This is a genomic window from Acidaminobacter sp., from assembly GCF_030247605.1.
Taxonomy (GTDB): domain Bacteria; phylum Bacillota; class Clostridia; order Peptostreptococcales; family Acidaminobacteraceae; genus Acidaminobacter.
The window spans coordinates 23,125-47,614 of sequence record NZ_JAOTSB010000012.1 but is presented as its reverse complement, the minus strand read 5'-3'; the positions used below and the strand labels follow the sequence as shown (position 1 = coordinate 47,614).

22 protein-coding genes are annotated in these 24,490 nt (G+C 50.7%); 17 read left to right on the top strand and 5 right to left on the bottom strand.

The features are described 5' to 3' along the window. Window positions 1–12: 12 nt before the first annotated feature. Window positions 13–2,127, bottom strand: coding sequence for a VWA domain-containing protein (locus OEL90_RS15135; protein ID WP_300687722.1), 2,115 nt, complete (start codon window positions 2,125–2,127; stop codon window positions 13–15). Window positions 2,128–2,290: 163 nt separating this feature from the next. Here OEL90_RS15135 and OEL90_RS07495 point away from each other — a divergent pair, with 163 nt between their 5' ends. The 15 genes from OEL90_RS07495 (at window position 2,291) to OEL90_RS07425 (ending at window position 19,059) form a co-directional block, all read left to right on the top strand. Then, window positions 2,291–3,124 carry an FAD binding domain-containing protein gene (locus OEL90_RS07495; protein ID WP_291404217.1) on the top strand — a complete coding sequence of 278 codons (834 nt, stop codon included), beginning with the start codon at window positions 2,291–2,293 and terminating at the stop codon, window positions 3,122–3,124. Continuing rightward, window positions 3,121–3,609, top strand: coding sequence for a (2Fe-2S)-binding protein (locus OEL90_RS07490; RefSeq protein WP_291404215.1), 489 nt, complete (start codon window positions 3,121–3,123; stop codon window positions 3,607–3,609). Before OEL90_RS07495 ends, OEL90_RS07490 begins: the two co-directional genes overlap by 4 nt. 17 nt (window positions 3,610–3,626) lie before the next feature. After that, on the top strand, window positions 3,627–5,942 hold the full coding sequence (locus OEL90_RS07485; RefSeq protein ID WP_291404213.1) for a xanthine dehydrogenase family protein molybdopterin-binding subunit: 2,316 nt from the start codon (window positions 3,627–3,629) through the stop codon (window positions 5,940–5,942). A 241-nt stretch (window positions 5,943–6,183) separates the two neighbouring features. Continuing rightward, window positions 6,184–7,425, top strand: coding sequence for a uracil-xanthine permease family protein (locus tag OEL90_RS07480; RefSeq protein WP_291404210.1), 1,242 nt, complete (start codon window positions 6,184–6,186; stop codon window positions 7,423–7,425). 120 nt (window positions 7,426–7,545) lie between these two features. Continuing rightward, window positions 7,546–9,291: a PucR family transcriptional regulator gene (locus tag OEL90_RS07475; RefSeq protein WP_291404208.1), complete on the top strand. Its 1,746-nt coding sequence runs from the start codon at window positions 7,546–7,548 to the stop codon at window positions 9,289–9,291. Window positions 9,292–9,369: 78 nt separating this feature from the next. Beyond that, window positions 9,370–10,305 carry a DUF2877 domain-containing protein gene (locus OEL90_RS07470; protein ID WP_291404206.1) on the top strand — a complete coding sequence of 312 codons (936 nt, stop codon included), beginning with the start codon at window positions 9,370–9,372 and terminating at the stop codon, window positions 10,303–10,305. Window positions 10,306–10,408: 103 nt separating this feature from the next. After that, entirely contained in the window at window positions 10,409–11,983 is a 1,575-nt protein-coding gene (fdrA, locus tag OEL90_RS07465; protein WP_291404204.1) for an acyl-CoA synthetase FdrA, read from the top strand. After that, window positions 11,983–12,162, top strand: a complete 180-nt coding sequence (locus tag OEL90_RS07460) for a fdrA domain protein (RefSeq protein ID WP_291404202.1) — start codon at window positions 11,983–11,985, stop codon at window positions 12,160–12,162. Before fdrA ends, OEL90_RS07460 begins: the two co-directional genes overlap by 1 nt. Before the next feature lie 21 nt (window positions 12,163–12,183). Next, a complete protein-coding gene (locus OEL90_RS07455; RefSeq protein ID WP_291404201.1) occupies window positions 12,184–13,443 on the top strand; it encodes a DUF1116 domain-containing protein in 1,260 nt (419 codons plus the stop codon). 134 nt (window positions 13,444–13,577) lie between these two features. Further along, the gene (locus tag OEL90_RS07450; protein WP_300687717.1) at window positions 13,578–14,366 is read left to right on the top strand and encodes a cyclase family protein; all 789 of its coding nucleotides are present in this window, start codon (window positions 13,578–13,580) and stop codon (window positions 14,364–14,366) included. A gap of 75 nt (window positions 14,367–14,441) precedes the next feature. After that, window positions 14,442–15,584 (top strand): CaiB/BaiF CoA transferase family protein, encoded by a 1,143-nt coding sequence (locus OEL90_RS07445; RefSeq protein ID WP_291404197.1) that lies wholly within the window; start codon window positions 14,442–14,444, stop codon window positions 15,582–15,584. 250 nt (window positions 15,585–15,834) lie between these two features. Continuing rightward, entirely contained in the window at window positions 15,835–17,196 is a 1,362-nt protein-coding gene (locus OEL90_RS07440) for an MATE family efflux transporter (RefSeq protein ID WP_291404195.1), read from the top strand. A gap of 78 nt (window positions 17,197–17,274) precedes the next feature. Beyond that, window positions 17,275–17,796, top strand: coding sequence for a hypothetical protein (locus tag OEL90_RS07435; RefSeq protein ID WP_300687716.1), 522 nt, complete (start codon window positions 17,275–17,277; stop codon window positions 17,794–17,796). Window positions 17,797–17,802: 6 nt separating this feature from the next. Further along, window positions 17,803–18,483, top strand: coding sequence for a hypothetical protein (locus tag OEL90_RS07430; RefSeq protein ID WP_300687714.1), 681 nt, complete (start codon window positions 17,803–17,805; stop codon window positions 18,481–18,483). A 6-nt stretch (window positions 18,484–18,489) separates the two neighbouring features. Beyond that, window positions 18,490–19,059 (top strand): cyclase family protein, encoded by a 570-nt coding sequence (locus tag OEL90_RS07425; RefSeq protein ID WP_291404189.1) that lies wholly within the window; start codon window positions 18,490–18,492, stop codon window positions 19,057–19,059. Window positions 19,060–19,215: 156 nt separating this feature from the next. On the opposite strand, the gene OEL90_RS07420 is transcribed toward OEL90_RS07425, so the two are convergent. From OEL90_RS07420 to OEL90_RS07410, 3 genes are read right to left on the bottom strand one after another with little or no spacing between them, the layout of a single operon-like run. After that, window positions 19,216–19,416, bottom strand: a complete 201-nt coding sequence (locus OEL90_RS07420) for a heavy-metal-associated domain-containing protein (protein ID WP_300687712.1) — start codon at window positions 19,414–19,416, stop codon at window positions 19,216–19,218. A gap of 41 nt (window positions 19,417–19,457) precedes the next feature. Beyond that, window positions 19,458–21,974 (bottom strand): heavy metal translocating P-type ATPase, encoded by a 2,517-nt coding sequence (locus OEL90_RS07415; protein ID WP_300687710.1) that lies wholly within the window; start codon window positions 21,972–21,974, stop codon window positions 19,458–19,460. Between the two features lie 13 nt (window positions 21,975–21,987). Next, a complete protein-coding gene (locus tag OEL90_RS07410) occupies window positions 21,988–22,491 on the bottom strand; it encodes a helix-turn-helix domain-containing protein (protein WP_291404184.1) in 504 nt (167 codons plus the stop codon). 290 nt (window positions 22,492–22,781) lie between these two features. On the opposite strand from OEL90_RS07410, the gene OEL90_RS07405 reads away from it, so the two are divergent. Both OEL90_RS07405 and OEL90_RS07400 read left to right on the top strand, forming a co-directional pair. After that, the gene (locus OEL90_RS07405) at window positions 22,782–23,318 is read left to right on the top strand and encodes a helix-turn-helix domain-containing protein (RefSeq protein ID WP_300687708.1); all 537 of its coding nucleotides are present in this window, start codon (window positions 22,782–22,784) and stop codon (window positions 23,316–23,318) included. 18 nt (window positions 23,319–23,336) lie between these two features. Next, window positions 23,337–23,954 carry a cyclase family protein gene (locus OEL90_RS07400; protein WP_291404181.1) on the top strand — a complete coding sequence of 206 codons (618 nt, stop codon included), beginning with the start codon at window positions 23,337–23,339 and terminating at the stop codon, window positions 23,952–23,954. A gap of 110 nt (window positions 23,955–24,064) precedes the next feature. On the opposite strand, the gene OEL90_RS07395 is transcribed toward OEL90_RS07400, so the two are convergent. Continuing rightward, window positions 24,065–24,475 carry a Fur family transcriptional regulator gene (locus tag OEL90_RS07395; protein ID WP_291404179.1) on the bottom strand — a complete coding sequence of 137 codons (411 nt, stop codon included), beginning with the start codon at window positions 24,473–24,475 and terminating at the stop codon, window positions 24,065–24,067. Window positions 24,476–24,490: the final 15 nt, after the last annotated feature.

Genomic DNA, 24,490 nt, shown 5'->3' with positions numbered 1-24,490 from the left:
CCCCCCACCTGATTATATCTTTTCAAAAAGCTGCGCGCTGATTTTTTCGTTCCAGTTGGACAGGTCCCGGTCGCGGATCTCGAGGATTTCATCTGAAATCTCCCCCAGATCCCCGTAATCCCCATAAGTTTCGCCGTGAATAATGATGGCGTACAGCTTGAAAGCCATGGCGGATTTCCACTGGTTAAACGCTTTCTTGAACCCATCGCGAATATCGCTGAAGCCGTCCGTGATCATCAGGATGTCCGCGCGGCGATAGCGGTCCTCCTTAAGCAGTTCTACCGCCGCTTTAAGCGGTGTTTCAAAATCTGTGCCGCCCCGGATGAAATGTCCTAACAGGCGCATGATCTCCTCAATGGTCACGTGATTGGGATTGAACTCTTGAATGTACAGCGGCTCAGTCTTTGACGCGAACTGCAGCGTGATCAGACGGCGTTTTTGGATCCGCGCCACTTCTATGAACGCGACCAGCAGTGCCTTCGTCTCTTCTATTTTGATCCCTTCCATGGATCCCGATCCGTCGTAGCAGAGGATAATGGGCCCCCGGTCACGGGCTGCGTGGCCTTCCATTTCGTAAACCAGCAGGCTGCGGTTCAGGAAACGGTCGTAAAAGTCGTCGCTGAAGACGTCCATGGACAGGGTGGTGATTTCTTCGTCAATCAGGGCGTCGAACCGGTCCCCAACGGCTACTTTGTCAATGATATACTGCATCTTGCGCTTTTTCTGATACTGCGCCCGCTTGGCGATCTCACGCTTTTTTCCCACTTTATTCAAAAAACGTATAGCCGATGGTTCCCCAAGGGCCTTATACAGCTCCAACACATGATCGAAATCATCTGTCACCTCCAGGTCAGAATTGACCCCCAAGGACTTCAGATTTTCAGTAAAACGGTCAATGCTGTCAATGGTCTTGTTCATTGCCAATGACACATCCAGAGGTCTGAGTACCTCAGAGATCTGTCCTTCAAGATGTGAGATGCGTTCATTCAGGCGTTCCAGGGTCTGCTGCAGGCTGCCTGCGCCAGAGCCGGCACTTTGACGGGTCTGACCCCGGCTGTCCAAATGGCTGTCACCTGAATAGCCCAGTGTGGTAGAGGAGACAGGGGCACCCAGACCTGCCCCGTCGACAATCCGCTTTTGATCCACATCTCCCCCCGTCATTTCTTGAAGGTCGAATCCGGCAGGCGTCAGCGTGTCGGGCGGGGATGCCGTACTATTTGCATCCATTTTGATGGACAATGCCTGCAGCTCATTGGCCAGATGGTCCGCCATTTCGTCTGCAGGTGACGGAGCGCCGGTCTTTTCTGATGGCTGATTGCGGTCGCCGGCCTGCTCAGCCTGAACCTGGTGATCGCTGTTCATGGCCGTATCGAGTTTTTCCAGGAATGAGGAAAGGTCCGGTGCCAACGACGACTTTAGTTTGGCGTCGAGGTCTGTCGACTTTCTGTCAGAGGGCTTCGGCGCTGCAGGCTTAGCCTGGTCTTCTGCTTTCTCAGTCATCATTGAGTCAGGGGATTTTTTGCCGGAAAGGGCTTTAAGTGACTCAGCCAGCGTTCTGGCCACCTCGCTGAGGGAGGCGTTTTGAGACAGTCCAAGGGGTGATTTCAAGCGGTTGAGATGTCCGGCATCTTCCGGCTTTACTGCCTCGTTTAGTTCCAGCTTAGCGCCCAAATTGTCTTCAAGGGCATTCCTGGTCTCTATGAGCGCTTCCAACGCGCTATTCAGGGTTTCCAAATGCATTGGGATGTCCGTGCCCCTGAGATGAAGCAGCAGTTCATCCACCATCAATTTCAGCGCCAGATAACTTTCGGTGGTATTGCCTGCGGTGCGGCCTCTAAGTTTTTTGAGGGTAGTGGTGGACAGCATACCGGAAATGACAGCGCGCCCCGCTGTAGGCTGTGGTGTCAAGACGGGCTCGATTTTATACAACAGATAAAACAGGTCCTCCAAAAGCGTCGTGAAGCCTGGGGTGAGGGCTGACAGCAGAGCTTGATACCTGGCTAAAAGCTTCGACTGATCACGAAGGGTTTCGAAATAGTATTCGTCAAGCAAGTTTCGGGATACGGCGTTTGCAATGCTGGGCGTATAAGCCAGAGCTTGTGCGGGCGCTTGTTCTTGTGCTGACACGGGACATCACCTGCCTTTCGAGCAAATTGGAAAACGCTGACTTAATTATATAACTCGAAATCCTTGTTGTCTATTCACTAAGGAATCCGGACAAATGACAGAAAATTTAGAGTATAATGATAATCAAAGTGGCCTATAATTAAATCATAGGGGGGTTATAACCATGAGACCATTTGAGTATTTCAGACCTTCAAGTCTGAAAGAAGCCTCAGAGCTGTTGGTTCGCTATGGCGACGGCGGGCATCTCTTAAACGGGGGCACGGATTTGATAGTCAGAATGCGCGACGGACTGACGCTTCCGTCAGCGGTGATCGATCTCAAAGGCATAGAGCAGCTCAGCCGGATCCGCGAGGACGAGGAATCTGTATATATTGGTGCAACGGTAAATTTGAATCAGGTGGGCCGTCATGAGACCATCGGCAAAAGCTTTCCTTATTTGGCTGAGGCCGCGCTCTCCGTGGGTTCCAAACAGGTGCGAAACCGCGCAACCTGCATAGGTAATCTCTGCAATGCTTCGCCGCTGGCGGATACGGCGACGCCGCTCATGGCGCTGGACGCCGTTCTTGAGGTGTTCGGACCTGAGGGAGAGCGGGAGATCCCCATCCGCGATTTTTTTGTATTTGTGAGAAAAACTTCCCTGAAACCGGGTGAAATAGTCAAAGGGGTTCGCGTGACTAAGACAGCGGGGCAGGGTGTGTTTACCAAGCTGGCAAGGCGCAAAGAGGTAGACCTATCCATGGTCTGCATGACGCTGCTGAAGGCGGAGGATGGCTGGAGGCTCTCTTATGGCGCTGTGGCGCCAACGCCGGTCAGGCTGCCAAAGACTGAGGCGCTGCTGAATCAAGGGGCAGCCCTGGAGGAAGTCCTCTCCTGCGCAGTTTCAGAGGTTAAACCTATTGATGACGTGCGGGCTTCCAGGGAATACCGCCTCGAGATGGTGAAGGTCATGCTGAAGCGCGGACTCGAACAGATTGAGAAGGGAGGCGCGGTGTCATGAGCAAGCTGACAGTCAGTTTTATTTTAAACGGTGAAGAAGTTGAGCATGAGACGCTGCCGAATAGAACACTTCTGAAAATGCTCAGGGAAGACTTCGACATGACCGGCGCCAAGGAAGGCTGCGGTGCCGGGGAATGCGGCGCGTGCACGGTCATTATGAACGGGCAGGCAGTGAACGCATGTCTGGTTCTGGCACCTGAGGCAGAGGGCAGCATTATTGAGACTATTGAGGGCCTTTCGGACGGCACGCATCTGGATCCGCTGCAGCAGGCTTTTATTGACAATGCGGCCCTGCAGTGCGGCTACTGCACGCCGGGAATGATCATGACGGCCAAGGCGCTGCTGGATGAGAATCCAACGCCGACTTATGAGGAGATCAAGGAAGGCATCAGCGGCAACCTGTGCCGGTGCACCGGATACAAAAAAATTGTCCAGGCCATTCAAAGTGTCGCGGATCAGAACCGGGTTGGACACGGGAACGACTAATGAGGGGGGGCTTCACCTTGAAGTTCGTTGGAAAGAGCATTAAACGGGTTGACGGTGTCAAGAAGGTCACCGGCTCCCTGAAATATGTGGATGACATGAAAATGCCCAGAATGCTGTACGTTGCTGTCAAGCGCAGTCCGCATCCCCATGCCAAAATTCTGTCCATTGATCCCTCTGAAGCCCTTCGTTTAAAGGGCGTTAAGGACGTCATAACGGGCGAATTCTACACTAAGCGCGGCGGTCTGTATCTTGAGGACAAGAACTTTTTGGCAGTCGGCAAGGCCAGGTACCGTGGTGAGGCCGTTGCGGCTGTGGCGGCGGAGAGCGAGGACATCGCCCAGGCTGCTGTCGAGTTGATCAAGGTTGAATATGAGGTCCTGCCTGCTGTGACCAACGCAGTGGAGGCCATGGCGCCCAACGCGCCGCTGGTTCACCCTGATCTTGGCGACTACAAGGTGGCCCCGGTCTTTTTCCCGGAGCCGGGTACCAATATTTCCAACCACTACAAGCTGCGAAAAGGCGACGTTGAAAAGGGTTTCGCAGAGGCGGATTTCGTCTTCGAGAACAAATTTTACGTGCCCCACGTTCAGCACGTGCCTATTGAAACCCACACCGCAGTTGCGCAGATGGATGCGGATGGTTACCTGACCGTCTGGGCTTCCTGTCAGTCGCCTTATGCAGTCCGACAAGCGCTTTCTGCTGCTTTTGACATACCTCTCAACAAGCTCCGCGTCATGTCTCCTGCTGTGGGCGGCGGCTTCGGCTCCAAAGCCGGGACGACACTGGAAGGCATCATCATTCCGCTGGCCATGAGATCAAACGGACGGCCGGTGAAGCTGACCTACTCCCGTGAAGATGAGTTTGAAAACGCTTATGTGCGCCAGGGGCTCCATGCGACTATTAAGACCGGTGTGCGCAAAGACGGAAAAATTGTCGCCGTTCAAAACGAATTTATCTGGGACGGCGGCGCTTATACGGAATATGGCGTCAATATAGTTAAAGCGGCAGGGTACGCTTCCGCGGGCCCGTACGACATTGATAACGTCCATACAGATTCCTACTGCGTCTACACCAATCATCCGGTGGGCGGTCCCTACAGGGGCTTTGGCATGAGTGAAATCCACTTTGGAATCGAACAAAACCTGGACATTGTGGCGGAGCAAATAGGCATTTCACCGGTGGAGATCAGGCGCATCAACGGATTAAAGCCGGGCGGCCGAACCGGGACCGGCGAATTGGTCGAAGTGTGCGGACTGATGGAATGTCTGGACAATGTCATTCGAGATATTGAGCTGGACAAGGAAGAGCCTGCCTCCGGACCAAACAAACGCCGGGGCAAGGCGATTGCCTGTGGCTGGAAAGCGCCGTCCATGCCTAATAACGCGGCTTCCTCCGCTGTCATCAAGCTGAATGAGGATGGCACTGCGCATCTTCTGGTCAGCGCCCAGGACATTGGTCAGGGCTCTGACACGGTCATGACGCAAATAGCAGCAGAAGTGCTGTCGATCTCACCGGAAAAAATAACGGTTCGCACCGGAGATACGGATCATACGCCTTATGAGTGGCAAACAGTGGCGAGCCGCATCACGTACTCTGCAGGCCGGGCGGTTTATGAAGCGGCGCAGGATGCGAAAGCCCAGCTCTTCGAGCTGGCGCAGATCAAGCTTGGGGTTTACAAGCGGGATCTTGAGATGCGGGATGGGTTCATTGTCTCTCAGATTTATCCGGACCGTAAGGTCGCCATCAGCGAGCTGGCTCTTGGCCTGACTTTTGAGGATGGCAGCGGTGTTCATGGGCCAATCATCGGCAGAGGCTCCTTTATCCCTCCGAACATCCGGAATGCGGACAAAAAGACGGGGCTCGGAGATCATCCGGTCGCGTTCTGGACTTATGGCGCCCAGGGCGTGGATCTGGAGGTGGACGTGGAAACCGGGCACATCAAGGTGCTGAAGGTGGCGTCGTGCTTTGATGTGGGCCAGGTGGTGAATCCGCAGATGCTGGAGGGCCAGCTGGAGGGCGCGATCCTGCAGGGCATGGGCACGGCATTATTTGAGGAACTGATGCTGAAGGACGGCAAGATCTTGAACAAGTCCTTTGTGGATTATAAGATTCCAACGTCGGACGACATGCCGGAGCTGGTTGTGTCTTTTGTTGAAAATCCGGAGGAGTCCGGCCCTTACGGAGCCCGGGGCGTGGCTGAGCCGGCCATGGTGCCTACGGCGCCCGCCATTGCCAACGCGGTTTACAAGGCTGTGGGCATACGGTTGTCGACCATGCCGCTGACGCCGGAGAAGGTTCTGGCAGCAATGAAAGCAAAAGGGCAGACTAAGTAAGCGTTTAGGAACTCGGTGTCAGACACCGAGTTCTCTAGAATCAAGGGTTATGTCAACAGTTGTTTCGCTGGCTGGAATCATTGGTATTTCAAGTCTTCAAGCTCACTAGATTTGCACAAAATTTTCACCTCAAATTTTTGTTTTCAGGCTAACAAAGGCTATGCCTCTGTTATAATGTTAGTGAACTTATTTTTTCTCAGTGATACGGGAGAAAATACTAAGAGGATGAAAGGAGCTGCCCATGAGTAAAGAAGAACTAAACATCAACCACGACGGCATACGTGACGTCACGAAGCTCGGCGTACCAAAAATGATCACCCTGGGAATTCAGCACACCTTCACTATGTTCGGCGCGACAGTGCTCGTTCCAATCATCACGGGCATGAATATCTCAGTCGCACTGTTTATGGCGGGGATCGGCACATTGCTGTTCCATGTCATTACACAAGGAAAAGTACCGGCGTTTCTCGGTTCTTCCTTCGCCTTCATCGCTCCAATTTTAGCAGTCGCTCAGACCCATGGCATGGAGTACGCCCAGGGCGGTATAGTCGTCGCTGGTTTGATTTATCTTCTCCTAGCCGGCTTGATCGCGGTCTTCGGTATCGAACGCGTCCTTAAATTCTTCCCGCCGGTGGTGACAGGACCTATCATTATCGTTATCGGTTTGAAACTTGCGCCTACGGCAGTTTCAATGGCTTCAGGCGACTGGCTGCTGGCCATAGTGGCGTTTGTTATTGTCACTGGCGTCAGCGTTTTCGCAAAAGGCTTCCTCAAGGTCATTCCGGTTATCATTGGTCTGATTGGCGGTTATGTTTTTGCAGTCATACTTGGCAGAGTTGATTTCACACCAATTCAGGAAGCGGCCATTTTTGGCATCCCTGCGTTTACGGTAGCGAAATTTAACGCTGAAGCTGTCCTGACGGTTGCGCCTATCGCGCTTGCGACTATGATAGAGCACATTGGCGACGTCCTGGCGATCAGCTCCACGGTCAAAAGAGATTTCACCAAGGACCCTGGCTTTGTCAGAACCTTGATGGGTGACGGTCTTGCAACGGCGCTGTCAGCTATGTTCGGCGGTCCTGCGAATACAACTTATTCGGAGAATACGGGTGTCCTCGCGCTGACAAAAGCATGGGATCCAAAAATCATGCAGATCGCAGCAGTATTCGCGATAATTCTCGGCTTGGTTCCAAAGCTCAGTGCTGTTATTTCAACTATTCCAACGGCAGTTATCGGCGGCATCTCCATCATCCTGTTTGGTATGATCGCTTCGATTGGCGCCAGAACCCTGGTTGAGAATAAAGTCGACTTCACGTCTTCCAGAAACCTGATCATCGCCGCAGTTATCCTGGTTCTTGGCCTTGGCGGCGCAGTTATACCTTTCAAAATTGGTCTTTTTTCTCTTAATCTTGAAGGTATGGCACTTGCAGCAATCGTCGGAATCTTACTCAATGTGGTATTGCCTGAATCAAAAGAAGCTTAAGACTTATTGTCTGGAAACAAATTTTTTTCTTCCCGTATCAGGGCCCTCGTTGACGCGAGGGCTTTTCTTTTTGTTATAATATAAGTGATTTGTGAGTGAATAACAAACGGAGGTAGTGAAATGGACAATATCATCGGTATTCGGGTCCGGGACCTGATTGAAATGACGGTGCTCAAAGAATCTCATGTATTGGCAGGCAGCGGCGGTCTCGACAAGCGGGTCACCAAAGTCAACGTCATGGAAGTCCCAGATATTATAGACTGGGTCCGTCCGGGAGAATTCCTATTAACTACGGCATATTCCATAAAGGACGACATTGAAATTCTGAATACGCTGATTCCAACTTTCAGCGAAATGGGTTTGGCGGGCATGGGCATCAAGACCAAGCGTTTCGTCGACACGCTGCCGGACACTGTGCTGTCAACCGCTGATGCATATGACTTCCCCCTAATTGAAATCCCCTTTGAAATATCTTATTCCGACATCATGATGCCGGTTATGAGCGAACTTCTCAACCGTCAGAGCGCTATCATCAGCCAGGTGAACGACTTCAACCGCAGGATCACCCGGGTAATGCTCAGGGGCGGCAGCCTGCAGGAGATTGCAAGAGCCATTCACAAAAGCGTGGGGCTGCCCGTGGCCATAGTTGAACCACTTTTCAAAAATCTGGTTGTCTCAGGACCTGAAGCTATGAAGTCAGTTTTGATCAATAGGGCTGAGCAGTTTATGGATAAGAACAAAATCCAGGATAGTCCTGTGACAGAGGAAGAACTGCCTGAAGGCGCCCTTCATGGAACAGGAAAACCTGGCATCCCATTCAACAGGGTCGCAATTCCCATTTCATCAGATGAGAGACACTATGGGTGGGTCATTCTGTGGGAAACTGAAAAGACGCTGAACGCAATGGAGATTTCAGTCATCGAAGCGTCCACCTCTCTAATTGCGCTGGACCTGCTCAAGAAAATGTCCATATACGAAAGCGCGAACCGACACAAAGTAGAGTTTTTCGATGATTTGCTGTCGACGGAGACCTTCCGGCAGCAGCGAGCCCTCGAGCACGCTGTCTATATGGAGTTCAATCCAAATTATGCCTATTCTGTCGTTGTTGCTGATTTTGACTCAACTTCTGAGGTGCTGAAGCTGACGCCAAACAATGCCAGTTTTATTCAAACCATTGGCACCAAAATGGTCAGCATTATCGAGCGGATCTCTCGAGCCTACAAAGGCAGAGTCCATTTTGCTCAGAAGAGCGACAGGCTCATCATTTTGTTTGGTCAACCCAAGGATTTATCAGAGGATCGGGTTAAGGAAACTGTGATGAAATTCGCGGGAGAAATCCTCCACAGCGCCGAATTGGAAGGGCTGAAGGAACTTCTCTCAGTAGGTGTTGGGCGTCAGTATAAACAGCTGGAACTTCTCTATAAGTCAAAGAGCGAGGCCAATCGCGCACTTGCCAATCATCATCTTTGCGGTGAAAAAGGACGTCCTATACACTATGACGCTCTTGGAATCTATAAACTCCTTTCTTTTGAAGAGCTGGAACCGGAGCTCAAATCCTTTTTCAGGGAAATGCTGGAGCCGCTTGCTAAGTACGACAGGGAGAAGGACACTAATTTGCTGGAAACCCTCAAGCTCTATTTTGATTGCGGCAGCAACCTGAAGCGGGTCTCTGAGGAAATGTATACGCACTACAATACCATCATTTACAGAATGCAGCGCATCCGGGAGATTTCCGGACTTGATCTTGAAGACCCATCAACGCGTCTCAACGTTCAGATCGCGCTGAAGATCATGGATCTGATACAGACCGACCTTGGGTCTGAGTCACAAACGGGGTCCCTTGATTTTGGAAGCGGGGCACAATGAACCCTGCCTGTGACTCTGGTACACTAAGTTTAGATGAACCCTATGCCCTCTAATCAAAAGTCTGTGTGGTGATCGACTATGAAAGTGCTTCGCGTGTCAGAGGACTGTCTAACCTTTTTAACCCAAAGTCCAGGTCAAACCGGCGAAGTCCACTCGACTTTTGAGCGGGCTGTCAATCTGCTCTTTTCAAGTGGGGTTCTGATGACTATTGTGTCGGATCAAATGGATCTTGCACCCATGACTTTTCAGGTCTCAAAAGGATCACTGAAGTCTTTGGGCTGGCATCCCGGAATGCCGGTCAGCAGTTCAAGCGAGGGCATTATTATTGGGGAAACGCATTTGGAGTTTTCACACGCACAGAAATGGACGCCAATGTGGAGCTTTGACTTGCCTCCCTCTGAACAACTGACGAGAGCTGAAATGATGAAGCGCCTTGAGTCTTTCACCAAGCTGCTCCTGATTCGGGGAAAGCCGGAGGGTCTCCTGCCGTATCTTTGTGAAGCCAGGGTGTTGCCTCATCCGGGGACTTGTCCCGCTGACATGACCGGAAACCGGTATGTAGATTTTATCAAAGGACGACTGGATCAGTTTTCTGAAGCTTACAGAGACGGGACAGAAGCAGGTGAGTCCAGAGTAATTACTGCCTTTACAAGGCTGGTTGGGTTTGGCCCGGGTCTGACACCGTCGTCGGATGATTATGTCGCCGGTTTTATGGCCGCAAGTATCCGCACCCCTTATGGGCAGGTCATGAACCGTGAAAAACTTTTGAAACGCAATCAGAAGCTCGCGAGTAGGGCTAAAGGAAAAACCACGGTCATAAGTGAGGCTATGCTGGAACATGCTGCACTCGGCCATGTCGCGCAAAAATACGACAGGCTTTTGGAGCTGCTTTGCTTCGAAACAGAAGGAGATTTGGAAGCAGCGGCGCTGAACGCACTTGACCATGGTGACACCTCAGGGACAGATTTTATGACAGGGGCCGCAGCTGCCCTGATGCTGGCTCTGAATGCTTGAGACCCATCACTACGGAAGATGCTTTAATGCTTTTCAAAGCCTGTCTTCACCGGATGTGACATGCAGCTGGAACCATTCATTACAATACGAGGAGGAAGTGACAGTGGCAGTACAAACGACCATACGTAAAAATGCCTACTACGACTCCGTAACCTTAATGCTGATCACCAAAGACCTGGCAAAGCTGCCCGGGGTGGAAGACATTCTGGTGGGCATGGCAACAGAGCTTAACAAAGAGCTTGCCGCCAACCTCAACCTATTGACCCCTGAGTTGGAAGCCTTGTCGGCTAATGATTTCTTTGTCACGGCTGAGCTGAGCGGAGAGGCTACAATGGAATCGCTGGTGAACGCCCTGGACGCCTTGCTCTCGGCGAAGAAATCCTCTGCCGGCAGCAGCTACAGACCGGCCAGCCTTCAAACCGCGCTTTCCAATGAACCGCAGCTCAATATGGCTCTCATTTCTCTTCCGGGCCGCTTTGCCGCCGCTGAAGTTGAAAAAGCCTTGGATGCCGGTCTGCACGTCATGCTGTTCAGCGACAATGTCAGTATAGAAGACGAAAAGCGCCTTAAAGAAAAGGCGGTGTCGAAACAGCTGTTGATGATGGGACCGGACTGTGGCACCGCCATGATCAATCACATCCCACTGGCCTTCTGCAATGTCGTGAAACCGGGGGGCATTGGTATTGTGGGTGCCTCAGGAACCGGTACACAAGAAATCATGTCCCTGATTGACCAATTAGGTGGGGGTGTTTCACAAGTGATCGGCACCGGCGGCCGGGACTTGAAATCTGAAATTGGCGGGCTGATGATGCTTCAGGCTTTCGAAGCGCTTATTGCTGATCCGGAGACCAATGTTATTGTACTGATCTCTAAGCCGCCGGCACCTGATGTGGCAAAAAAAGTCCTCGACCTGGTCAAAGATGCCGGTAAACCGGTCGTGGTTGACTTCATAGGCGGCGACCGAAGTGCCATTGAGGCTGTTGGGGCCGTCGCCTGTATCAGCCTTGAAGACGCTGCGAGAAAAGCGGTCGCGCTGATGAGGGGAGAATCTGCGCCTTCTGACTTTGCGGGCTTTGATGTCCCTGAGGCGGACATAGAGGCTTTGGCCGCTCATGAGGCCGGAAAAAAAGCACCAACCCAAAAATATTTGAGAGGCCTTTTCACCGGCGGAACACTGGCGGACGAAGCCATGAAGCTCCTTGGACCGGAAATTGGCACCATCTGGTCAAACATACCATTGAAGCCGGAAGAGCAGCTGAAAGACGTCAAGGTTTCCGCTGAACATACTGTCATTGATTTTGGAGACGACGCCTTTACCGTTGGCAGGCCGCACCCTATGATCGATCCATCCACCCGCAGCGAACGCATCGTTAAAGAAGCGGCACCGGATGTGGCAGTGCTGCTGATGGATGTGGTCCTTGGCTATGGCTCTCACCCTGATCCCGCTGGCGAAGTTGCCGCTCAAATCCGTGAAGCCAGAGAAAACATTGCGGCAAGCGGAGGAGATCTGACCGTGATTGCGTCAGTCTGTGGCACGGAAGGGGACCCTCAGGGACTGAGAGCCTCAAGAGAGACCTTGTCTGAGGCCGGCGCCATAGTGATGCCGTCCAATGCTCAGGCTGTCCGGCTATCAGCTAAGATCATGAAAGCGATCCGCGATCAGGGAGGCGAACACTGATGAAACCGCTTAACGGATTATTTGAAAAACAGCTCAAAGTTGCCAACCTAGGACTTGAGACCTTTTATGAAGACCTTAAGAGCCAGTCTGTGGAAGTCATTCAGGTTGACTGGCGTCCACCTGCGGGCGGCAATGAGAAAATGTTAAGTTTGCTCGGCAAGCTGAAAGGGAAGAAATAGAAGGGAAAGGGAGCGGTAAAGTTGGAAGAGAGGATTTTAAGAGCCAATCAAGAGGCTTTTGATCGCCTTCAGTTGGCACAGCCGACTATTGTCGGGATAGGCACGGCCGGAGAAGACATCCCCGGAATGGATAAGATGACAGTGCTGCACGCCGGTCCGCCAATTACCTGGGACCGTATGAGCGGCCCGCTGCGCGGTGCTATTGTCGGAGGCCTGATTTATGAAGGACTTGCCAAAGACGAGGCGGAAGCCTTGGAGCTGGCAGCCTCAGGAAAAATTACCTTTGATTCCTGCCATCACCACAATGCCGTTGGACCAATGGCCGGAGTCACCACCTTCAGCATGCCGGTCTGGAAGCTTCGAAACGAGGCCTTTGGCAATATGGCTTACTGCACGCTGAATGAAGGTTTGGGCAAAGTGCTGCGTTACGGCGCTTTTTCTGAAGAAGTCATAGACCGCCTGAAATGGATGGAGAAGGTCTTGGCGCCGGTCCTTAAAGCGACGCTGGCGCTTTCCGGTCCTATTGACCTCAAGACTATGATTGCTCAAGTCGTCCAGATGGGAGATGAAGGCCATAATCGTAATAAGGCCGGCACCTCGCTTCTGATCAGAGAGCTTGCGCCGTACCTCGTCATGACAGAGTTTTCTGATGAGGACAAGCGCGACGTCCTGAAGTTCATGCATTCCAACGACCACTTTTTCCTCAATCTCACCATGCCAGCCTGCAAGTGCTCCCTGGATCCTTTGGAGGGCATCGAGAATTCGACCATGGTCTACACAATGGCCAGAAATGGCACGGATTTTGGCATTCGCGTTTCGGGACTGGGAAACCGCTGGTTTACTGCACCTGCAGAAATCATTGATGGTTTGTTCTTCCCGGGGTTCACCAAAGAGGATGCCAACCCGGATATTGGCGACAGCGTCATTACGGAGACGTGCGGTATAGGCGGATTCGCCATGGCAACGGCGCCGGCCATTGTTCAGTTCGTCGGCGGGACCCCGCAGGATGCTTTTAACTTCACGTCGTCTATGTATGAAATCACCATTGGCGAAAGTTCGGCCTTTAAACTGCCGCCTATGAATTTCAGAGGGTCTCCTACCGGCATCGATATCATGAAGGTTATCGAGACTCAGATCCGCCCAATTATCAATACGGGGATCGCCCATAAAAATGCCGGCGTCGGACAGGTAGGCGCAGGTCTCGTCCGTCCGCCTATGAAGTGCTTCGAGGATGCGCTGGAAGCATTCGTGGAAGACGCCCAGGCACGGGGCCTCATTTAGAGACTCAATTAAGTAATTCCTTTGCCGATGGTGACTTGTGCCACGCTAACACTAAAAATCGACGTCGCACTAATTAACAACCATCGGCAGGCTTCACTACTCAGTTGACAAAGTTGAAAACAGGAGGGAAATTCATGCTAAATTTCTGGGACAAAGTTCAAATGTATGATCTCACACAGGGACTCAGCCACCTGACACCGCCTTGGCCGACTTATGAGCCGCTTCAGGTCAAATTTTTCAAGCGATTGACGCCAAACGGCGCCAACGGCCAGCTGATTACGACCTCCAACCACGTTGGCACACATCTGGACGGGTCGCTTCACTTCTGCACACATGGCAGAGACATTGCTTCCATCCCACTTGAGGATTTGATTGGCCCTGGCGTGGTCGTCGACCTGTCGGATATTGCGGAAGATTACGGCATTTACACGTCCAAGGACATCACGGACCGCGTTGAAGTTAAAAAGGGCGACATACTGATCATCAACACCGGCTATCATAAATACGGCTGGGATCAGCCTGAGGCAGACGAGCGCCGCTACATGCTGCGCCATCCGGGACCAACCAAGGAATTCTCAAAATGGTGCCAGGAAATGGACATCAAGTGGATTGGCGTGGACTGCGGCTCTGCGGATCACCCTATGAACACGAAGATCCGCGACTGGGAGCCTAAGGAAGCCAAGAAAGCGGATGCATACCTTCAGGCGAAGTACGGCAAGAGCCTCGAAGAGTTCTTTCCGGATGATGACTATCAGCTCATGCATATTGATTTGTTCCCGGATGATATCATTCACGCGGAAAATCTGGGCGGCGAAATTGATAAAATCCTCAATAAACGTTTGATCATTGGCTGCTATCCTTGGAGATTTGTCGGCGGCGAGTCCAGCATCTGCCGCATTGTTGCCTACGACGAGAAGGAATAGTGAACAGAAATCTGCTTGCTCCGCTGTGTCCGGCGGGGCAGGCGCTGTTTGACTTAAGTGACTGGAGGGGTTTGGATGGGTCCACTGGAAGGTCTTAAAGTTCTCGACCTGACCCGCGTTCTGGCAGGTCCTTATTGCACCATGATTCTGGCGGATCTCGGCGCTGATGTCATCAAGGTTGAAATGCCGGTCACCGGGGATGATTCGCGCCACTTTGGTCCGTATCAGAAGGGTGAGAGCGCGTATTTCATGAGTCTTAACCGAAACAAGCGCAGCATTGTCCTGGATCTGAAAAGTCCTGAAGGTAAGGCGACTTTGAAGGCGCTCCTTATGAAAATGGATGTCGTCGTAGAGAACTTCAGACCGGGGACTATGGAAAAGCTGGGCTTTGGCTATGAAGACATCAAGACATATCATCCGTCCATCATCTATGCAGCTGCTTCTGGGTTTGGCCATACTGGGCCATACAGCGACAGACCGGCTTATGACGGCGTCGTGCAGGCCATGGGCGGGATTATGTCCATTACCGGTCAGGTGGGCGGCGAGCCGACCCGGGTGGGTCCGTCCGTTGGTGATATTAACGCGGGCATGTTTACGGCCATAGGTATTTTGGCGGCTCTGAACCACAGGCATAAAACTGGTGTGGGGCAGAAGGTGGATGTGGCCATGCTGGACTGTCAGGTGGCCATTCTGGAAAATGCCATTGCGCGCTATGTGGTCACCGGCGAGGTACCAAAACCAGCCGGCAACAAGCACGCCTCTATTGTGCCCTTTGAGCCCTTTGAAACTGAGGATGGGGAAATCATGATCGCCGCCGGGAATGACAACCTGTGGCGCACGTTCTGCAAGGTTTCCGGCCTGGAGTCCCTTGCCTCAGATCCGCGCTTTGACACAAATCCAAAGCGTCTGGAGAACTATGAGAGTCTCAGACCTTTGGTGGCGGCTGCTGTCCGCGAAAAGACCACAGCCCAGTGGCAGTTGATTCTCGATGAGGCCGGTGTACCAAACGGTCCAATCAACACGGTGGATAAAGTCATTGAAAATGAGCAGGTTCTGGCTCGGGATATGATCATAGAGGTCGAGCATCCTGTAGCAGGCAAGCTCAAAATGCCGGGGATTCCGGTCAAGCTCAGCGCGACGCCGGGCGCAATCCTTTCGCCGGCGCCGACTCTTGGGCAGCACACGGAAGAGGTGCTGAAGGAATTTCTTGGCGAATAGTCACGGGCGCGGTCAGCTGGGGGGCAGAACTGCGTCAATGGGATGAAGTTGGCGTCCATGGAAGTTTGGTTTCAGACTTCCGGTGAGACGGCAATTTCATCCTTTTTTTAATTTGGAAACCTTACAAAAGAAGTGCTGAATTAAGTGGCAGACACCTGAAACAAACATGTGAAAATTAATTTCTACAGGAGTTCTTTAGTCACGGCGAATCGGTTATAATAAAAAAGATGACGTGAACTCGGAGGACAACATGGAGTGGTATAAGGACCGCGAATTTTTAAAAACAATGTTCAGGATTGGCATTCCTGTCATGATCCAGAACCTGATTCAAACCTCACTTAACATGGTGGATACCGTGATGATTGGGCAAGTGGGCAAGGAAGCTATCGCTGCCGTAGGTTTGGCAAATCAGGTTTTCTTTGTGATGATCCTGCTGATCTTTGGCATCAACAGCGGCGCTTCGGTCTTTATAGCCCAGTTCTGGGGGAAACGGGATGTAGCCAACATCAAACGCACCATGGGGGTAGCCCTGGCATTTGGCATTGCGGTCACAGGGCTGTTTATGCTGGTGGCAGTTGTGACACCGAATCAAATCATGGGCTTTTTGAGTGATGGCAATTCTGAAATCATTCGACTGGGCAGCGACTACCTGAGAATTGTCGGCTGGAGTTACATCTTTACTGCAGTATCCTTCAGCTTCGCGGTCGCAGCCAGAAGTATCGAGCAGGCAAAAATGCCTACGGTGGTCAGCGCCATTTCCCTTGCCGTCAACACCGTCCTGAACTATGGCCTGATTTTCGGGAAGCTCGGCATGCCGGAACTCGGCGTCAAGGGCGCTGCCATTGCAACGCTGATTGCCCGGCTGATTGAATTTGTCGTGATTTTGACCGTCATCTATAAAACGGATCACGTCCTTGCCGCAAAGCCCAGGGAGCTTCTTGCATTCAGCAAGTCCTACATGCTGAAAATCCTCGACAAAGCGTCACCCGTCGTCGCGAATGAAACACTTTGGGCCATTGGAACAGTCTTGTATAACGTGGCTGTTGCCAGAATCAGCGCTGAAGCTATTGCCGGCTACCAAGTGGCCAATTCTCTGTTTCGTTTTTATGAGGTCATCTTCATGGGCATGGCCGCCGCTTGTCAGGTCATGATAGGCAACCGTATTGGCGCGGGCGAGGAACCCCTGGCACGTCTATATGCCAGTCATTTCTTGAAGCTGTCTCAGGGAGGCGCCCTTCTGATCGCGCTGTTTATGGCCTTGACTGCCGGCAGCGTCCTTAAGCTCTTTGGTCTGGATCCCGCGCTGACACAAACGACTACTCATCTGATGTACCTTTTCGCTGCCTTCACTTTCTTCAAAACCTTCAATCTCATGATGATTGTCGGTGTCTTAAGGGGCGGCGGCGACACCAAGTATGCCCTCTATGTTGAAGTGGCCGCGGTCTGGCTGTTCGGCGTACCGCTGGCGTTTGCCGGCGCTGTTTGGCTGCAGGCAGGTGTCATCATTACCGTGGCTATGCTGATGTCAGAGGAGATCGTCAAGTCCGTCCTGACCTACAGGCGCTACAGGAGTCAGAAGTGGCTGAGCAACGTCATTCATGAACTCCAATAAATCCTTGTCTTCATTTTTTTGCCGATGGTCGCTTCATCCCACACCGCGACCCAATTTCATTTCAGGAGGTTTCGTCCATTGAACACAATCATTTTCTCAGTAGGTACACTGATCGGGACCGTATTTTTGGGCTATATGCTGGTCAACCAGGGCAACAAAAACACCGGCAAAGTACGCTATCACCTCAAAAGCCGTTTCAAAACGGGTTTGCTGGCCATATTTCTTCTTTTTGTAGCAGGCAGCCTCGCCTCCATTGTTTTCGGGACGGAGGGCATGACCCCTCAAAAGGGCGTGGAAATCTCCTTCTGGATTTCCTTGATCTTCATGATGATTTATCTTCAAACGGATGATCTCTTGATCACTGAGACCGGCTTGGCATTCGTCGATCTGTTTGGAAAGGTACGCGGCAGATATTATCCATGGAAATCAGTCAAGGACTTTAAAATTTCTCCAACCAGAGTTTCCTTTGAGGTCATGGTGGATTCGAAGACAAAACGCGCCGGCATTTCTTGCAGACCTATTGATGAGACAACACTTAAGGAAATGGAAAAAATGGTAAAGAAGGCTGCGGGCAGCTATGTTAAAGAAAAGGGCAGGTAATATGAGATGACAGGAAGACTGATGAAACTGGCACTGACCTTGACTTATTTCATTGTTGCGGTCTATTTTTATTTCACAGGAAGTCAAAGTCTTGCGGCGCTATTCGCTGTAGGGTCAATATTTATTGGCGTCGCCATAGTTCGACAGGGTTCTGTCGCCTTAGCCATCAAGGCGATCCGCGAAAACAACCTCCAAAAGGCGAAGTTTCATGTCAATGAAACCATTCGTCCTGAATGGCTGAGCCCGTCCTACCGTTCGTACCACTTCATGGCGAAGGGGTACGTTGAAGCGGCGGAAGGCAAGACTGATGAAGCCATAAGAGATTTTGAGGCCTCCTTGACCCACAAAGTCCGCCATGCGGATGATCTCAGCATTGTTAAATTTCAATTGGCAGTTCTTTACGCCGAAAAGTACGATTTTCAGAAGGCTAAAGCGCTGATTGCAGAGGTGAAAAATTTAAACCCGAATCCTAATTTGTTGGCTCAGGTCAAGAAAGCTGAGAAGAAAATCAGTGCCGCTTCAAGTGGCAAGGTGAAGTTTGATAAAAATCGGGATCTGGATACCTATGATGCAGCGGATGATTTTGACGATCTTGAAGAGTCCGAAATTCTTGAAACCGCTGAAGCAGCTGAAGAAACTGAAGGCGCTGCGCCTTTCAGTGAGTCTGAAAACCCTGAGGTGAGGTGATCCTTCATGTGGATCGATTTAACAGTTTCGATCTCCCGTGAGCGATCTGAAACGGCAATGGCCAACGAAAAAATGACGGCCTTCGGACATCTTGGGACCCATTTTGATGTCATGAATCTCGTTTTCCCACTGGAGAATGCAAAGCGTTCAGGACTAATCTTCAATAGGGTTGAGGAAGCCAAGGGTGGTCAGGATCTTGACCTGGAGGCTGATGAATTGTCCTTAATTGAGGAGGGTGATTTTGTCATCTTCCGAACTGGCGCAATTGAAATTATGGCCTATGGCAGCCAGGCTTATTTTGGGCATCACCCTCAATTGTCGGTACCGTTGATTGAGGCGCTGATTGCCCGGGGGGTCGCCATGATAGGGATTGATGCAGCGGGTATCCGTCGAGGTTCTGAGCACACCCCAATGGATCAGCACTGCGCAGACAGCAGTGTCTTCGTAGTTGAGAATTTGTGTAATTTAGATGCTGTACTGAAAGGCCAAAAACACGTGCGGTGTGATATTTATACATTCCCTATCAAATTTGAGGGGTTAAGTGGTCTGCCGTGCCGGGTTATGGCTATGGTGTGAAACCGGGTGTCAGACACCCGGTTTCAAAAAAAGAAGAGTTGAAACTGGGTGTCAGACACTCAGTTTCGGAAATAGGTGTCTGACACCAACTTCCCAACTTCCAAAAAAAGGACGGCGATGCGCTTTTCAGCATCGCCGTCCTTTTTGAACCTAAAATTAGTTGATCTCAGTCACTGTGTATCCTACTTCTTCAATCGCTGCGATTAAAACATCATCCTCGACACTGGTTTCGACTTCAGCGCGGTCTTCAGAGGCGCTGACACTGATGACGTTGACGCCATCAATTTCTTCCAGTGCGTTTTTGACGCGGCGTTCGCAGTGCCCGCAGCTCATGCCTGTAATTTTAAGTGTTTTCATAAATCATTCTCCTTTATAGGGTTTGAATTTTTTTATAGGGTTTAAATTTTTATGGACTTAAGTCGAAGTGCATTTGTGACGACAGAGACGGAGCTGAACGCCATAGCAGCTGCGGCGATCATAGGGTTCATCAGTGGTCCGCCGAAGAGGTAAAGCAAACCGGCGGCGACCGGGATCCCGGCAGTGTTGTAGGCGAATGCCCAGAACAGATTCTGTTTGATATTGCGAATCGTAATTTTTGAAAGGGCGATTGCTGTAACGGCGTCCTGAAGATCATCCTTCATCAGGACAATGTCCGCGGATTCCATGGCAATATCTGTACCTGAACCTATGGCGATCCCGACGTCCGCCTGAGCAAGGGCAGGGGCATCGTTGATGCCGTCACCCACCATGGCGACGACATGGCCTTCAGCCTGAAGCTTTTTGACTTCTCCTGCTTTGTCTTCAGGCAAAACCTCTGCGACGACGCGGTCAAGGCCAACCTGAGCAGCAATGGCGTTCGCCGTTTTTTGGTTATCTCCGGTGAGCATGGCAACTTTGATTCCCAAAGCGTGAAGTTTGGCAATAGCGGCTTTGCTCGTTGCTTTGACAGGGTCCGCAATGGCAATGATGCCCGCGACTTCTCCGTTGATGACGGCAAAGACCGGCGTGGCGCCCTGATCAGAAAAATGATCCGCAGCGTTTAAAATGTCTTCGTTGAGCGCTATACCTTCCAGGTGACGCCTATTTCCAATCAGGATGGTGTCATCACCTATACGGCCGCTGACACCGCCACCCGTCACAGATTTAAACTCAGAAGCGTGGTTCCAGCTAAAACCCTCGTCTGAAGCTTTTCTAACAATCGCTTCAGCGAGTGGATGTTCAGACATGGATTCTACAGAAGCCGCCAGCGTCAGGAGTTTAGCCGCTGTCCAGCCATTGACCAAGTGCAGGTCGACCACGGAGGGGCGGCCTTCTGTAATTGTACCGGTTTTATCCAGGATCACAGCACTGACTTTATGCGCCGTTTCAAGGGCGACACCACTCTTGATCAATATGCCTTGGTCCGCGCCCCGGCCGGTGCCAACCATGATAGCCGTTGGAGTCGCCAATCCGAGAGCACATGGGCAGGCAATGACGAGGATGGATATGAATATGCGGAGTGAGAAGGAGACATCTCTGGTACCCAAATACCAAAGCAGGCCGGCTAGGATTGAAATAACAATGACTACCGGAACAAAATATCCGGAGATAACATCGGCCAGTTTCGCGATAGGGGCTTTGGTGGATTGTGCCTGCTCCACGAGACCGACAATTTTCGATAAGGTGGTGTCTTTGCCTACGCGCTCGGTCATGACCTTGAGCGCTCCGTTTTTGTTGACGCTGGCACCTATGACGCGGTCGCCTTCCTTTTTCTCAACAGGCAGACTTTCACCGGTGAGCATGGACTCATCAATGGCGCTGAAGCCCTCAGTAATCACACCATCTACCGGAATCTTTTCGCCGGGCTTCACCAATACCAGGTCACCTACGGAGACTTCGTCTATCGGGATAGAGATTGGTCCGTCGGGGAACAAAACCGTGGCTTCCTTTGGCTGGAGACCCATAAGCTTCTGAATCGCTTCAGAGGTGCGGCCCTTAGAGCGCTGCTCCAGTGTCTTTCCGAGCATAATCAGCGCAATAATGACGCCGGCGGTCTCATAGTACAGCTCTGTATTGGAAAAGTCGCCCTTAGCGATCAGCCAGGTATGAAAACCGCTGTAGACGATTGCTGCTGTTGTACCCACAGCAATTAGAGAATCCATGTTGGGGTGCCCGGACAATAGGGTTCTGAAACCAACCGTGTAGAATTTGTATCCAGACACGACGATTGGAATCAACAGCAATAACTGAAGCAGGGCAAAGCGAAGCGGATAATCCATAGGATGAAGCCACTCGGGCATTGGCCAGTTCAGCATGTGCCCCATAGCCAGGTAAAAGAGCGGTACTGCGAAGCCTATGGCAATTATGAAGCGCCACCACTGGCGTCTGAGTGCCTGCTTTTGGTCATCAAGAATTGCTTCTGCCGATTGTTTTTCGATTTCCTTAGGCGTGTAACCGGCTTTTTCAATGGCTTTTTTAATCTCGCTCAAGCGCAGAAGGTTGCCGTCATATTTGACAGCGGCTTTATTGGTCGCCAGATTGACGGAGACCTCAAGGACACCGGGCAGTTTCTTGACAGTACGCTCAACAGCTGCAGTACAGGAAGCACAGGTCATGCCTTCCACAGGAATAATCACGCTTTTCTCATCCCGGTGAAGTTTTGCGTCATAACCGGCTTTTTCTATAGCCTTAATGATCTCTGGTTCAGCCGGGGGCTCTTCAGAATAGGTGATGGTCAGCTGATTTGTCATCAAGTTGACTGAGGCCATGTCGATGCCAGGCACCTTTTTAGCGGCCTTTTCAACGGCGGCAGAACACGACGCGCAGGTCATGCCCTCCACGTCAAAGGTGAGTCTTTTTTCACCCTGAGACAGTGTTGATTTAGACTGCTTGGTGATCAGTGTGGTCGTCGTCTTATCGGTTTTTACTTCGTTCATGATCGTCACCTTCTTAATCTTCAAATGGATTGGTTTTTTTCTGATCGAACTTCTGAATGGCTTCCATAGCATGGATCATGACTGTTGGTGAAGCCCACAGAACAAATCTGACGCGCTTCTCATGAGGTTCATAAACGTGATTAAAGCGACAGTCCTCACAGTTTTCAACAGTTTCAATGGCTTGCATTAAAGCGATTGAAAGCGGCGTTATATCCTTTGCGGACTCAACATCATAATCTATAATCGAGCAAATCCTAAGCTTTCGATCTGTTGAAAAAGTTTCAAGATCGGTATCCATATAGACGCAAAAGTCGTCAGAGGAAGGCGAAGCGGAATGCTGGTGACAACTGGCTTCTCCAGACTTCAGAAATGCCTCAAGCGAGGTCTGGCTGATCCGCCACTGGCTGCCCACTTTTTGGCCGCCGAGCTTGCCGCTGTAAAGATAACGGCGAATAGTTTTTGAATGGACCCCAAGTCGTTCTGCTATCTCCTCTATTGTGAATAATTTTTCTTCCATATTTATTCCTCCAAGCATAACGCTACCTTCTGATTTCACCTTAATGATAATCTTTATCAACATAATTGTCAAGACATTTGTGGACATTTATGTACATTAGTGATCATATATGGACAAATCATGACAATCAAATAAATTGTCAAACTTTTCTGTACATCTTGTCAAGTCCGTTAAAAATGTTTAGAATTGTCTTAAACGATCAAAAAAATAAAACATGCTGTGCTTTATAAGAAAGGGTGAAGTATATGGGCACTGAACGCATTTTAAAATCCCCTGAAGAGATCAAAATAATGTCAGACCCACTTAGATTGACAATCTTTAAAGCCTTCCACCATCTCAATCGACCCGCTACCGCCAAGCAGATTGCAGATGCGCTGACACTCGCACCCGCTAAAGTGCATTATCACGTTCAAAAGTTACTCAGCATAGGCATTTTAGAATTGGATCACACAGAAGAGATCAATGGGATTATCGCAAAATTTTATAAGACTTCCGTGGATTCTTTCGTCATAGATTATTCGAACATCTCTGACAAAGTCCGGAGTTCAGTTTACTCAAAGTCAGAAAACCTCTATATATCAACCTTTAATGCTTATAGAGACACATTCATAGACAATATCAGAAAAAAGGTGGAGAAACAGCAGCCAACCACCTCTGAAAATCGCTCAGGCTTTTTGATCCACAATGCATTGAAGCTGGAACAAAAAGACTACGAGAAATTCTATGGTGAAATGACGGAACTCGTCGAGAAATATATGGAACGATCCTGTACCGAGGGAGTATGCAGTACATATCAATTTCTGTGCAGCGCGATCCGCGAGGAATAGAAAGAGGGGTGATGCCTCATGAAGTATTACGATATCTCAATGCGGATACACGAAGAGATGCCATTGCCGCAGCACGACCAGAATTTGAAACCGCTTCTGAGTCATCAGGCAGCGCTTGAAGCTCATGAATTGCCGCGCAGTCGTCTTGAAATTGACCTAAGAACAGGCACTCATCTGATCGCCCCTATCCTCGCCAGACCGGATGGAGACAGTGTAGATCTCATGAGTCCAACCTGTGTTTTGACCACGTGCCGGCTGGTTGACCTCTCCACAGCCGGGGATGAAATTGTGGAAACCGATCTTGCGCTGTTTGGAATCCAAGCTGGGGAGTTTATCCTGATCAAAACCCGAAACAGTTTGGAGGCGGGTGAAGGGTTGGAGGTACAGCTCACACTGGAAGCCGCGAGATATCTGGCCCGGATTGGAGTCAAGGGTGTAGGCTTGGATGCGCTGGCGCTGAAAAAAGGTCATGAACGGGAAATTATTGAATTATTGTTTGAGCGCGGATGTGCTTTGCTGGTGGGACTGCGGCTCAAGGCTGTCTCCTACGGGAGCTACAGGCTGATAGCGCTGCCGCTCAGAATTGAAGGGGCCGAAGCATCACCGGTGCGAGCGCTGCTCCTTGAGGGTGTATAGGAACCGCGAGCCTCAAAAAATAAAAAGAAATTGGTAGGCTGCAATATCCTGAATGGACTTGCCAGCGCGCCAATTTCAAATTGTTAAATACCTGGATTTTTTTGTCAGTGTCATTCCTTATGTTGTTTACCGCTGCATTTATTGCACAAACCTTTGTAATACACGTGCACGGACTGAACAACAAAGCCAGTCGGAACCGCTGGCGGCGCTTCATTGAGATTGAAGTCAATGAGATCACCGCAGGAGACACATTTAAAATGGCCGTGATCCTCCTCTGCAACATCATAGAGCACTTCTTTTTCTTCAATGAGAATCTCGTTTACGATCTGATGCTCGATCAGAAGCTTTAAAGTATTATAAACGGTAGTTTTTGAGAGTGTTGGAATTTCATCAATCAGACCATTATATACTTCAGCGACCGTAGGATGCGTGCGGTGGGACATTAAATATTCGAGGATTCGGATTCGCTGATAGGAGGGTTTTATGCCGTTTTCCATCAGCATGGTGGTTGCGTTTTTCAAGTGAATACACCTCCG